General features: G+C 61.4%; 9 protein-coding genes. 8 read left to right on the top strand and 1 reads right to left on the bottom strand.

Annotation, left to right across the window (positions count from 1 at the left end; translation table 11 throughout):
- Positions 1 to 170: 170 nt before the first annotated feature.
- The 6 genes from cobS (at position 171) to RXV86_RS16055 (ending at position 8,033) form a co-directional block, all read left to right on the top strand.
- On the top strand, positions 171 to 1,157 hold the full coding sequence (gene cobS / locus RXV86_RS16080) for a cobaltochelatase subunit CobS (RefSeq protein ID WP_316301276.1): 987 nt from the start codon (positions 171 to 173) through the stop codon (positions 1,155 to 1,157).
- 85 nt (positions 1,158 to 1,242) lie between these two features.
- Entirely contained in the window at positions 1,243 to 3,117 is a 1,875-nt protein-coding gene (cobT, locus tag RXV86_RS16075; RefSeq protein WP_316301275.1) for a cobaltochelatase subunit CobT, read from the top strand.
- 115 nt (positions 3,118 to 3,232) lie between these two features.
- Positions 3,233 to 5,194, top strand: coding sequence for a bifunctional UDP-sugar hydrolase/5'-nucleotidase (locus tag RXV86_RS16070; protein WP_316301274.1), 1,962 nt, complete (start codon positions 3,233 to 3,235; stop codon positions 5,192 to 5,194).
- Between the two features lie 72 nt (positions 5,195 to 5,266).
- Positions 5,267 to 7,069 (top strand): aminopeptidase P family protein, encoded by a 1,803-nt coding sequence (locus RXV86_RS16065; protein WP_316301273.1) that lies wholly within the window; start codon positions 5,267 to 5,269, stop codon positions 7,067 to 7,069.
- A gap of 58 nt (positions 7,070 to 7,127) precedes the next feature.
- Complete coding sequence (locus RXV86_RS16060) at positions 7,128 to 7,472, top strand: DUF427 domain-containing protein (protein ID WP_316301272.1); 345 nt, start codon at positions 7,128 to 7,130, stop codon at positions 7,470 to 7,472.
- Between the two features lie 132 nt (positions 7,473 to 7,604).
- Positions 7,605 to 8,033, top strand: a complete 429-nt coding sequence (locus RXV86_RS16055; RefSeq protein WP_316301271.1) for a hypothetical protein — start codon at positions 7,605 to 7,607, stop codon at positions 8,031 to 8,033.
- Between the two features lie 159 nt (positions 8,034 to 8,192).
- Here the strand turns inward: RXV86_RS16055 and RXV86_RS16050 are convergent, their stop codons facing one another.
- The gene (locus RXV86_RS16050; RefSeq protein WP_316301580.1) at positions 8,193 to 9,845 is read right to left on the bottom strand and encodes a chloride channel protein; all 1,653 of its coding nucleotides are present in this window, start codon (positions 9,843 to 9,845) and stop codon (positions 8,193 to 8,195) included.
- A 140-nt stretch (positions 9,846 to 9,985) separates the two neighbouring features.
- Here RXV86_RS16050 and RXV86_RS16045 point away from each other — a divergent pair, with 140 nt between their 5' ends.
- Both RXV86_RS16045 and RXV86_RS16040 read left to right on the top strand, forming a co-directional pair.
- Complete coding sequence (locus RXV86_RS16045) at positions 9,986 to 11,362, top strand: FAD-linked oxidase C-terminal domain-containing protein (RefSeq protein WP_316301270.1); 1,377 nt, start codon at positions 9,986 to 9,988, stop codon at positions 11,360 to 11,362.
- A gap of 132 nt (positions 11,363 to 11,494) precedes the next feature.
- Complete coding sequence (locus tag RXV86_RS16040; RefSeq protein ID WP_316301269.1) at positions 11,495 to 13,282, top strand: LuxR C-terminal-related transcriptional regulator; 1,788 nt, start codon at positions 11,495 to 11,497, stop codon at positions 13,280 to 13,282.
- Positions 13,283 to 13,627 lie beyond the last annotated feature (345 nt).

Below are 13,627 nucleotides of genomic sequence, written 5' to 3'. Positions count from 1 at the left end.
ATGCAACAAACACCCTTTCACAAACCGGACAATTCCGCGTGATCCCGTGCCGGGCGTTCCGACCCCGCGTTCCGCCACCCGGCCTCTTGCGCTTGGGGGCGTTTTCATGCACCACGGGGCGATATTGCTGCGCGACCGGCCAAGGGGCCGGGAAGATAGGGAAGAACACCATGGCGGACGGACAGATGGACAACAACGCGAAACCCACCGACGAGATTTCGGTCCGTGACGTGTTCGGCATCGATTCGGATATGAAAATCAAAGGTTTCGCCGAAAAAGGCGACCGCGTGCCGGACCTTGATACCACCTACAAGTTCGACCCTGACACCACGCTCGCCATCCTGGCCGGGTTCTCACATAACCGCCGGGTGATGATTCAGGGCTATCACGGCACCGGCAAATCGACCCACATCGAACAGGTCGCCGCGCGGCTGAACTGGCCCTGTGTGCGGGTCAACCTCGACAGCCACATTTCCCGGATCGACCTTATCGGCAAGGACGCGATCAAGCTCAAAGACGGCAAGCAGGTCACGGAATTTCACGAAGGCATCCTGCCCTGGGCCCTGCGCCATCCCACCGCGATCGTGTTCGACGAATACGATGCTGGCCGCGCCGACGTGATGTTCGTGATCCAGCGGATCCTGGAACATGACGGCAAACTGACGCTGCTGGACCAGAACGAGGTGATCACACCGCACCCGTATTTCCGCCTGTTTGCCACCGCCAACACCGTTGGCCTGGGTGACACCACCGGGCTTTACCACGGCGTGCAACAGATCAACCAGGCGCAGATGGACCGTTGGAGCCTCGTGGCGACGCTGAACTATCTCAGCCACGACGCCGAGACCATGATCGTCCTGTCGAAGAACCCGCATTTCAACACCGAGCGTGGCCGTCAGCAGATCGCTCAGATGGTGACCGTGGCCGACCTCACCCGCACCGCCTTCATGAACGGTGATCTGTCGACCGTGATGTCGCCGCGGACGGTGATCAACTGGGCCCAGAACGCCGAGATTTTCCGCGATCTCGGTTATGCCTTCCGGGTGACCTTCTTGAACAAATGCGACGAACTCGAACGCCAGACCGTGGCCGAATTCTACCAGCGCTGCTTTGACGAGGAACTGCCGGAAAGCGCGGCCAGCGTGAGCTTGGGGTGAGAAAGGCGCTCTCATCTCTCCCTTACACGCCGGTCTCTCGAAGTGGCCCGCAAGGGCCGACGAGCCTCTGCCCGAGGATGCCTGAATGAAAAAGCCCAGCGACAACCCCGCCGATCCGTTCAAGAAGGCATTGGCCGAGGCCACCAAGGTCATGGCCGACGATCCCGAACTGTCGGTTTCCTACACGGTGGATCCGTCGGGCCTGACCGGTGACGCCATGCGCCTGCCTCAGGTTTCGCGCCGGATGTCGCGCGATGAGGTCTTGCTGGCCCGCGGCACGGCGGACGCGCTGGCGCTGCGCCACAAGTATCACGATGCCCAGACCCACGCCCGCTACGTGCCGCCCGGAGATATGGCCCGCGACATCTACGAGGCAATGGAAACCGCCCGATGCGAGGCGATGGGCGCACGCGACATGCCCGGCACCGCTGGCAATATCGACGCCAAGATCGGCAATGACGCGGCGCGCTCGGGCTTTGACAGCATCTCTGACAGGGCCGAAGCCCCGCTGGGCCATGCTGCCGGTTACCTTGTCCGCCACCTCGCCACCGGGCGCGACCTGCCTGCGGGTGCGCGCAATGTCATGGAACTGTGGCAGGGCTTCATCGAAGAACAGGCCGGTGGCACGCTGGACGGGCTGCAAGAGGCGCTATCGGATCAGGCCGAGTTCGCCCGCTTTGCCCGCCAGGTGATCACCGATCTCGGCTATGGTGACCAGCTGGGCGATGACCCGGACATGGACGACGACCAACAGGACGATCAGGACGAACAATCCGAAGACGAGGAACAACAGGACGACAGCGGCGACGAGCAAAGCCAGGACCAATCTGGCGAGGCCGATCCCGAACAGACCCAGGAAGACCAGCAGGACGCAGCCGAGGCCCAAGTCAGCATGGACGAGATGGCCGATCAGGACATGGGCGACGAGGCCGACCTGCCCGATGGCGAGGCCCCCTTGGAGCCCCCGCCCCCTGCGCCGCTTTCCGATGCCGACCCGGATTACAAAGCCTACGAAACCGAATTCGACGAGGAAATCGCCGCCGAGGACCTGGCCGAACCGGTCGAACTGGAACGGCTGCGGGCTTATCTCGATCAGCAGCTCGAACCGCTAAAGGGCGCGGTCAGCCGTCTTGCCAACAAGCTGCAACGCCGGCTTCAGGCACAGCAGAACCGCTCTTGGGAATTCGACCTCGAAGAAGGCATCCTTGATGCCGGGCGCCTGGCCCGGGTGGTGGCCAACCCGACGACGCCGCTGTCCTTCAAGCGCGAAAAGGACATGGAATTCCGCGACACCGTGGTGACGCTGCTTCTGGACAATTCCGGCTCAATGCGCGGCCGCCCGATCTCGATCGCCGCGATCTGCGCCGATGTTCTGGCCCGCACGTTGGAACGCTGTGACGTGAAGGTCGAGATCCTCGGCTTCACCACCCGTGCCTGGAAAGGCGGCCAGTCCCGCGAGAAATGGCTGGGCAACGGTCGCCCGCAACAACCCGGGCGCCTGAACGACCTGCGCCACATCGTCTATAAACGCGCCGACGCCCCGTGGCGGCGCACCCGGCCCAATCTTGGACTGATGATGAAAGAGGGGCTGCTGAAGGAAAACATCGACGGCGAGGCGCTGGAATGGGCGCATCGGCGCATGGGTATGCGGCCAGAGGCCCGCAAGATCCTGATGGTGATTTCCGACGGTGCCCCGGTGGATGATTCAACCTTGTCGGTCAACCCCGCAAACTATCTCGAAAAACACCTGCGCGACGTGATCGCCATGATCGAGAAGAAACGCATGGTCGAGCTTCTGGCCATCGGCATCGGACACGACGTGACCCGCTATTATGACCGCGCCGTCACTATCACGGACGTCGAGCAATTGGCCGGGGCGATGACCGAGCAACTGGCAGCTCTGTTCGACAACGACCCGCGCGCCCGCGCCCGCTTCCTCGGGATCAAAAAGGCCGGCTGACCCCGGCCTTGGCGTTGACGCACATCATACCGAAAACCGGTAAAACGTGGCATCCTTGCCCGTGGTGAGACTCGGCCCTTATCGGGGTCGGCCACCATGGGAAGGGGCCTTGCTCATGCGCCGTTTTACACGTTCACTGCTGCTGCTCACCGCGATCCTGTTTGGCTTCGCACCCGCGCTATTAGCCGAAACCCAAAAGTTGACTATCGTTCACAGCAACGATCTGCACTCGCATGTCCTCGGCTTCTCGCCCAATTCCGACTATACCCCCAACACGGTCAACGATGACGCCACGCTTGGCGGCTGGGCCCGGATTGCAACGATCATCAAGACAGCCAAAGCGAGCCGTGACAACCCGGTCCTGGTGCTTGATGCCGGGGATTTCCTCATGGGCTCGCTGTTCCACACCATCAGCCGGCAACAGGCCAGCGAACTGGTGTTACTCAAGGAAATGGGCGTCGAAGTCACCACCCTCGGCAATCACGAGTTTGACCTGACCCCTGACGGGCTTGCCCGGATTCTCCGGGTGGCAATCGGCAAGGCTGCCATGCCGGAAATCGTTGCCTCCAATTTGATCTTCGATCCCGCCGACCCGCGTGACGACAGCCTGCAGGCCCATGTCACAAACGGCCTGATCAAACCCTACACCGTGATTGAAAAAGATGGCCTCAGGGTCGGGATTTTCGGTTTGGTGGGCAAGGACGCCGATTTTGCCGCCCCCTTCGCCAGCCCGGTCAGTTTTGGCGATCCGATTGAAACCGCAAAAGCCATGGTCGCCAAACTGCGTACCGATGAAGCCGTCGATATCGTCATTTGCCTCAGCCATTCCGGCCTTGATGACAACCCGAAGAAATCCGAGGACCTTCTGCTCGCCCAGGCCGTGGACGGGCTCGACCTCATTATCAGCGGCCATACTGACACTGTGCTGCCCGAGCCGATCGTCGAAAACAACACGATCATCGTGCACGCCTATATCTATGGCCAACGTCTTGGTGTGCTTGACCTTGATATCACTGACAAAGGCATAGCGCTGGCAGGTTACACCTACACCACCGTCGATGATGCCATTCCCGGCGACCCCGACATCACCGCCCTGGTGGAAGGCGCTAAGCAGATGGTCACCGCGCAAACCCTCGCTCCGCTGGGTCTGAGTTTCGATCAACCCGTGGTCGAAACCGGCTTTGACCTGCTGATCCACGAAAACGAAGCCGCCCTCGGCAACCTGGTCACCGATGCCACCCGCTGGGCCGCTGACCGGGCCGAACATGATCCCGCCGACCCGCATAGCCGAGTCCGTCTGGCACTGCATTCCAATGGCGGGATCCGTGATCACATCATCGCAGGTAAAACCGGCCAGATCACCGTGGCCGACCTGTTCCGCGTCGTGCCCCTTGGTATCGGCTCGGACGGCTCCATCGGCTACCCGCTGGTGTCTGTCTACATGACCGGCCCCGAGATCAAAAAGATGTTCGAGGTCCTCACCACCCTGCCCCACCTCAAGGGCGATTATTACTACCTGCACGCCTCGGGTGCCAAGGTTACCTATAACCCCAACCGGATGCTGTTCGACCGGGTCACCGCAATCGCCCTTGACGACGGCGAGGGCCGCTTTGTCCCGCTCGACTATTCACCCTCAAATACAGAGACTTACAAAGTCGTGGCCAGCCTTTACCACGCCACCTTCCTCAAGGTGATCGGCAGCTTTACCCAGGGAATCCTGACGATCGTGCCCAAGGATGCCAACAACCAACCGATTGACGATCTTGACACTGCCCTGATCGACGCCGACCCGACCACCGCCGGTCTGCAAGAGGTCAAGGAATGGGCCGCGCTGATCGAATATGTCCAGACTTTCCCTGACACCAACGCCAACGGCCTGCCCAACATGCCCGAGCGTTATGCCGCCCTCGAAGGCCGCCAGGTGATCGTAGACAGCCTGAACCCGATCAAGCTGGTTTCCGGCGGAAACTACCTGACATGGGCCGCCGTCGGTTTGCTGGTCTTGGGCGTCGGCCTGGTGGCCCTGATGATCTACCTGCCCATCCGGATCATCCGCAAACGGCGGCGCCTGGCCTGACAGTCCGCATTCGCCCTTGCACCCAGCCCCTAATCGCGGCTCAATACGGGCCAAGCCACAGGGGAAGCGAACATGTTCCAATCTTTCCAAGACACTGCCAGCCCGGAACAGGGCCCGCCGCGCTTGGCTGCCCTGCGCACCGAAATGGTGCGCGAAGGCCTCGCCGGGTTTCTGATCCCCCGCGCCGACGCACATCAGGGCGAATATGTGGCTCCCCATGACGAGCGCCTCAGCTGGGCCACCGGCTTTACCGGCTCGGCCGGGTTCTGCGCTGCGCTCGCGAACATTGCCGGGGTCTTTGTCGATGGCCGCTATCGCACTCAGGTCAAGCGTCAGGTTGATCTTGCACATTTCACGCCCGTCAACTGGCCCGAGGTCCAGTTGGGCGACTGGCTGAACGATCAGCTGTCTGACGGCGGCACCGTCGGCTATGACGCCTGGCTGCACACGCCCGAAGAAATCGAGAAACTGGTAAAAACCTGCTCTGCGAATGGCATCCGCTTTGCCGCTGTGAACAACCTGATCGATCACGTCTGGCCCGACCAACCTGCCCCGCCGCAGGGTCACATCTCCCCCTATCCGACCGAGCTTGCCGGGGAACCGCATGGCCAGAAACGCGCCCGCCTTGCGCAAGGCCTGAAAAAGGAAGGCCACGGCGCGGCGATCATCACCCTGCCCGATTCCATCGCCTGGCTGTTGAACATCCGCGGCTCTGACATTCCGCGTAACCCCGTGCCGCATTGTTTTGCCATCCTGCGTGATGACGGCCATGTGGCGCTTTTCGTCGACCCGGCAAAGGTGGACGACGCCCTGCGCGCCCACTTGGGCCCCGAAGTCAACCTGCGCCCAACCCAGGCCTTCCTGCCCGCATTGCACTCGATCACCGGAATCGCCCGGCTTGACCCGAAAACGGCCCCCATGGCCGTGCGTCATGCACTGGATGAGGCCAATATCGCGTTTGAACACGGCGAAGACCCTTGCCTGATCCCGAAGGCCACCAAGACAAGGGCCGAGATCAGCGCCACCTCCGAGGCGCATCTGCGCGACGGTGCCGCCATGGTCGAGTTCCTGACCTGGTTCGATGTCCAGCCCCCCGGCAGCCTGACCGAGATCGACATGGCCAAGCGGTTGGAGAGTTTCCGCCGCGACACCAACGCGCTCTTGGACATCTCATTTGATACGATCGCCGGCACCGGCGCCAATGGCGCGGTGATGCATTACCGGGTGACGGAAACCTCCAACTCGACACTCGAAGACGGCCAGCTGATCGTCGTTGATTCCGGCGGCCAATATATCGACGGCACCACCGACATTACCCGCACCCTGCCCATCGGCCAGCCCGGCGACGAGGAACGCCGCGCCTTCACCCGCGTCCTCAAGGGCATGATTGCCATTTCGCGGGCACGGTTCCCCAAGGGGTTGGCAGGCCGCGATCTCGATGCGCTGGCGCGCTATCCGCTGTGGTTGGCGGGGCAGGATTTCAACCACGGCACCGGCCATGGTGTCGGCGTCTATCTCTGCGTTCACGAAGGCCCGCAACGGATATCCCGCGTCTCTCACGTGCCGCTGAAACCCGGCATGATCCTGTCAAACGAGCCGGGCTATTACCGCGAAGGCGCCTTCGGCATCCGCATCGAAAACCTGATCGTGGTGCAGGAGGCCGAACTGTTTGACGGGGCTGACGATCGCGAAATGTATGATTTCCTGACGCTGACCTATGTCCCCATCGACCGCCGCCTGATCCTGCCTGCGATGATGGACGCCGGTGAGATCGACTGGCTCAACCGCTACCACATCACCTGCCGCGACAAAATCGGCCCTCGGGTTTCCGACGCCGCCCGTCTATGGTTGGACGCAGCGACAAAACCGCTTTGACTTGTTGACGTAACACTTCATCGCTAGGCTTGGCCGCTCAAACGGGGGGAATACGCATATGGCACCGAAAATCACCGTCGCCGCCGCACCGGGCACCTGGACCGTCCGCGCCGGCGGTGCCGTTCTGGGTGAATCGAAACACGCGCTGGAACTGGTCGAGGGCGACTATCCTGCAGTGATCTACTTCCCGCGCTCGGATATTGCCATGGCGCTTCTGGATACCAGCGATCACACTACCCATTGCCCGTGGAAAGGGGATGCCTCGTATTTTTCGATCATCACCAAGTCGAAAACGATCGAAAACGCGGTGTGGTCATATGAGACCCCCAACGACGGCGTGTCGCGGATCAAGGATCACTTGGCGTTCTACACCGGGGATGAGGTGACGGTGGAGCGGGTTTAGCGGACTGTACTTGCGATACTGAAAAACCTTGACCTGCATCATGACACTCATAGGCGCGATGTGGTTTATTCCTGCTCGGGAATAATTGCCAACGCGCGTTCGCAGAGTATCTCATATCTAAGAGCATCACTGATGAAAAAACTACTAACAGCTGCGGCCATTTCGCTTGCCGCCTTTTCCGTGCAGGCAGATGAACAAAAACAACTGGTTACCATCCTGACCGATGCCGAGCCGCAAACCCAGCTCATGGCCATGGTCCTGACGATGCAAGCCGCAAAACAAGGTGCGGCGGCCCATGTTCTGTTGTGTGATTCCGCCGGTGACCTGGCGTTGAAAGACGCCCCCGAAAGCGCGACCCAGGGACAACCGCCAAAAGGCATGAGCCCGCAAGGCCTGATGAAGAAGATCATCGGAATGCCCAATGCCAAGGTCGAGGTATGCGCGATCTACCTGCCCGCAACCGGTGCCGAAAAAGACGTACTGCTTGACGGAATAGGCGTGGCGAAACCCGGCGAAATGGCTGCATCCGTTTTGGCCGCTGACGCGTCGATGAGTTTCTAAACCCGTTCGGGCACGTTCCCGCAACACCTAAAGACAGGTAATCCAACGCGTTTCGCGAAACATCAGGCCTATTGGTTCTCGCGAAACGCGCACAACGCAGGACTTATGTGCCCTTTAACTAAGCCGGCACCGTCGAGCGGGTGTTAACCCACCATTACCTCAACTGTGCTCCTCCGCCGCCGTCGCCGCCAGCGCCTTGTTGTAAGCGACAAGCGCATCCACGTGGCACAGCGCCCCCCAGAGTTCCGGCGGGGCATCTTCGCCCGAGATGCTCAGCACCGGCAGATGCAGCGCCTGCGAGCGTTCGAACACTGGCATGGCGCTTTCCAGCGTGGCGTTGCCATCGACATAAAGCCCGTCCTGCACCATCTCCCACAGCTCTTCCTCGCTGGGGCAATCCTTCTCCCCCAACGGTTTCATCAAAGACGCCACCCGGAACATCGCCAGCAAATAGGCCTGCGGCCCTGCCGCCAGATGCACGCCGCGCCGCTCCAACTGCGTCAGGAAGAACGACCGGTCCACCAACCGTGTGCCAATCGCCGTCGACATGGACACCGCCACCATCACCGCCAATCCGGTCTGCCAGTCGCCGGTCATCTCGAACACGATCAGCGTGGTGGAAATCGGCGCGCCCAGCACCGCGGCCGCCACCGCCCCCATACCCGCCAAAGCGTATAACGTGTGTGACCCCGACACCTCTGGAAAAATCGCGGTAGCAATCAGCCCGAACGCCAATCCGGTCAGCGCGCCCACCATGAGCGAGGGTGAAAACACCCCGCCGCCCATGCGCCCGGCCATGGTCAGCGTCACCGCGACCACTTTGAGCACCGCGAAAATCACCGCCTCATGCAGGATCAGCTTACCGGTCAGCGCTGCGCTGGTGGTTTCGTAGCCCACGCCAATCACATGCGGGAACCAGATCGCCAGCACGCCCAACATCAAGCCCGTTACCGCCGGACGCAGCCACCGGGGCAGGCCGATCCGTCCCTGCACATGGGTCGCCACATCTTCGGCAAAGAAGATCGACCGCATCAACGCTGCTGCAACGAACCCGCAGACGACGCCCAGAATAAGATAGGCCGGCAATTCCGCGTAAAACTCCAGGGCCGAGGTTGTGGGCAGGGTGAACTCGGTCACGTCGCCAAAGGCCAGCCGATTGATCACCGTGCCCGCGACGGATGCAATCACGATCGGCGCAAAGGCGTGCACGGCGAAATGGCGCAGCACAACCTCCATGGCGAACAATGCCCCAGCAATCGGCGCGTTGAACGAGGCCGACACCGCCGCCGCCACGGCGCATCCCATCAAATCACGCCCGGTGATCCCGCTCGCATGGATTCGCTCGCTGATCCAGCTGGAAATCTCGCTGGCCATATGCACCACCGGTCCCTCGCGCCCCGACGAACCACCGGTCGACAGGGTGATGAGCGAAGCCAGAGCACTGGCCAGCCCGGCCCGGCCCTCGACCCGGCCCTGGTACATTGCCGCCCCCTCGATCACGTCGGCCACAGACCGCACCCGTCCGTCATCGGTGAAAAAATGCAGGATCAGCCCTACCGCCAACCCGCCCAGGGTCGGGATGAGGATAAGCCAGTACCACGGCAGCGTCGCGGCAAAGGAATGGATATGTGCGGTATCGTCGGTGCCATAGGCCCAAGCCTGCAGCCCTTCGATCCCGCGCCGAAACAGCAGCGCTGCAAACCCGGCGCCAATCCCGATCAGCAACGCGAGAAACCAAAACTGAACCTGGCTTGGTCCATGGCTGCGCATGATACCGATCGCACGGCGCAGATCGGCCCAGGCCGACGCCATGTATTGCCCAAGGAATGATCGGGGCCCCGGGGTCATGACTGGCAAATATCCGGCATTTTAATCAAATCGGAACCGCCTCCCCTTCCCCATGCCCCATGCTTGTCCTAGGATCGTGAAACCGCATCTCACCGGGGGGAACGATGCCGATCCAGAATGCGCTCGATGCGCTTTCCACATTACTAGGCCAACGGCTGACGCGCTCCAAGTCCGATCTCGAGCTGCATGGCCGGTCTGAAACCCATTTTCCGCTGACACCACCGGATGCCGTGGCCTATCCGGAAACCAGTGCTGAAGTGTCCGAACTGGTCAAGATCTGCGCCGCCCATCGCGTGCCTGTGGTCGGATGGGGCACCGGCACCTCGCTCGAAGGTCAGGCCCAGGCGGTGCACGGTGGCGTGGTGGTCGATTTCTCGCGCATGAACAAATTGCTTGAGGTCCGTCAGGGTGACATGGACGCGGCAATTCAACCGGGCCTCACCCGTGAAGAGCTGAACGAAGAGTTACGCGCCACCGGGCTCTTTTTTCCAGTTGATCCCGGTGCAAACGCGTCGTTGGGTGGCATGGCGATGACCCGGGCCTCTGGCACCACCGCCGTACGTTATGGCACCATGCGCGAAAATGTGATGGGGCTTGAGGTGGTTCTGGCCGATGGCCGCATCATCCGCACCGGCAGCCGCGCCCGCAAATCCTCTGCCGGTTATGATCTGACCGGCCTGATGGTCGGCTCAGAAGGCACCCTTGGCCTGATCACCGAACTGACCCTGAAACTGCATGGACAGCCCGAGGCGATCACCGCCGCGATCTGCGCCTTCGACAACGTCGACGACGCCGTGCGCGCGGTCATCGACACGATCCAGCTCGGCCTTGCCATGGCACGGATCGAACTGCTCGATACCGAAACCGTCAAGGCCTTCAACGCCTATTCCGGCGCCACCATGCCTGAATGTCCACATCTGATGGTCGAATTTCACGGATCGGAAAGTGGTGTCGAGGAAATGGCCACCACCTTTGGCGAGGTCATTGCCGAACATGACGGCCACGGCTTCAACTGGGCCACCCGCCCCGAGGACCGCACTGCGCTCTGGACCATGCGTCACAATGGCGCCTATGCGATCTATGCCGCGCGCCCCGGTTGGAAATCGCTGGTCACCGATGTCTGCGTACCGATCTCGCGCCTGGCCGATGCGATCAACGAAACCGCCACCGACCTGACCGAGGCCGGGCTTTATGGCCCGATCCTGGGCCATGTTGGTGATGGCAATTTTCATTCGGTGATCATGTTCGATCCGTCCGACGCGGACCAGTTCAAATCGGTCAAGGCCGCCTCAAACCGAATGGTCGAACGGGCACTGGCCATGGGCGGCACGGCCACCGGAGAACATGGCATCGGCCTGGGCAAGCTCGATTACATGCAGGCCGAACATGGCCAGGGCTGGGCGGTGATGGGGGCGGTCAAACGGGCGCTCGACCCGGACAACATCATGAATCCCGGAAAGCTTGTGCCGCCGTCCAATTAATCCTCCACAGGGAGTTTTTGCCGCTCGTTCTGCTGCGCAAAGGTATAGAATATCGTATTTGACCCTTTGCCCCCGCGCGATATCTTACCAACGGGTAAAATTTGCGACACGAGAAACGGGACGGCTGCGGGTATGAATGCCAAACCACACAGGATTTCAACCGATAGCGGCAGTCCCAGCCGGCTTGCCCAGGACGTGATCGACCGGCTTTACGAAGTCGCGGTCGATCCTGCACGCTACGAGGAGCTTCTGGATCAGTGGGAAACCCTGATCAGCCCGTATCGCCGGACCCTGGGCCTCGATACTCCAATCGCCCTGACCGCGATCGACTTTGAAAGCCATTTCCGCCGGGCGGATCAGGTTCTCGACAGTCTCACTGCAAATGCCGACCCAAACACCACCACCCCGGGCATCCTGTCCCGGTTCCAGACTTCCGCGGCCTTCACCATCAACCGCGATCTCACGCTGGGTGAAATCAACCCGCCCGCCATGCAGGTCTTCAACCTCTTTACCGGGGCGCCGCTGTCGTCGCTGCCGCTGGAACCCGATGACCTTGCGGCGCTGATCGAACAGGTCACCCGGGCCTTCACCGCGAATGTCGATACCCCGCATCTGCTGCGTGCCCGCCTGCGCGAGACATCGCGGCTGGCCGTGTTCCAGCTGCGGGTGCTGCGCCCTGAGGACGCGCCACCCTTCATCGTTGCGGTCAGTTCGGAACTGATCTGGCCCGACAGGTTCGACGACTTCCTGAAATCGGTCTTTTCCCTCACTGAGGCCGAGACCCAGGTGCTCCGCGCGCTCTCCGAATGCCACTCGTTGCAGGACATCGCCGACCAGCGCGGGCGTTCGCTCGATACCGTGCGCACCCAGATCAAGTCGATTTTGGCCAAAACCGAAACCCACAGCCAAGCCGAACTGATCCGCCTGACGCTGTCAACGATGGACATCGCCACCTACACCCAGGACGCTGCCGCGCAGGCGCAACGGCCCCAGACCGATCACAGTAGCGGATTTGCCGCGCTGCGACCACGCCCCTATCACACGCTGATGCTGCCGGACGGGCGGCGCTTCGACTATCTTATACTCGGCGATCCAGCCGGACGGCCCGTTCTCTTTGGCCCGCAGGATTACGGCCTTACCCGCTGGCCCGCCTCGGCCGAGGCCGACGCCGCCCTGCGCGGCGTCAAGGTGATCGTGCCAGTCCGCGCGGGTTACGGCAATTCCACCCCCTTGCCGCGTGACGCTGACATGACCCGCAGCATCATCTTGGATTATGCTCACCTGCTCGACCATCTCGGCGTCAGCCGCTGTCCGATCATCTCGCTGGGTGGCGATTTCTTCTTCTCGGCGCATTTCCACGATACCTATCCCGACCGGGTCAGCGCTCTCATCGCCTGTGCCGGGATCCTGCCGCTGAACCGCGCCGAACAATATCAAAGGATGCACAAATGGCACCGTTTCATCCTGGCCGGTGCGCGCTATACCCCGCACCTGTTGCCCTTCATGGTCAAGGCCGGCTTTGCGCTGGCCCGCCGTCTGGGCAAGCGCAAATTTGTTCACGCGGTCTATGGCGACAGCCCCGCCGACGTCGCCACTTTCGAAAACCCTGAGGTGTTCGAGGCCATGGTCGTCGGCTCCGAAGTCTGCTTGTCGGATGATCATTCCGCCCATGCCGCTTTTGCCTCCGAAGTGACCTTGCAGGAAACCACCGATTGGAGCGGCCCGGTCAGACGCACGCGGGACCGATGCCCGGTTCACTTCCTCAACGGCAGCCAAGATCCGCAAACACCACCGGCGACACTCGCCGAACTCAAGGGGGAATACCCCTGGATCGACTTCATAAACTACGAGGATTCAGGCCAACTTGTTTTCTTTGCAAAGTGGCCCGAAGTACTTGATCTGGTTGAAAAATATATCTGACGAAACACGCCTTACACCATCTGGGGTATGACAATTCGTCCAGGCTTTGGCATGGTGATTCCACAACGAATTTTCAGCTGCCCCCGGGCACGAAATTTTACTTAACGAGCATGTCCCGTCTTTACCGGGTCTGCGACATAAGCGGGCCTCCCGCAAAAAAAATGGCCCCGCACTGGCCCTGCCGCAACGTATTGGCGGTACCCGGTGCGGGGCTTTTTCGTTTGCGCCAGGCCGAACCCGGCGATCCCCGGCTGGCTTTACCATATTGCTAGGGTCAACCTATCTGCCTTATCTAACAGCTGTCTGAAATGGCCTGAAGCGGCCCTTCAAACAACCAGCGCCGCC

Source organism: Aliisedimentitalea sp. MJ-SS2, assembly GCF_032586155.1.
Classification (GTDB): domain Bacteria; phylum Pseudomonadota; class Alphaproteobacteria; order Rhodobacterales; family Rhodobacteraceae; genus JAWHTC01.
This window is presented reverse-complemented; position numbering and strand designations above follow the sequence as displayed.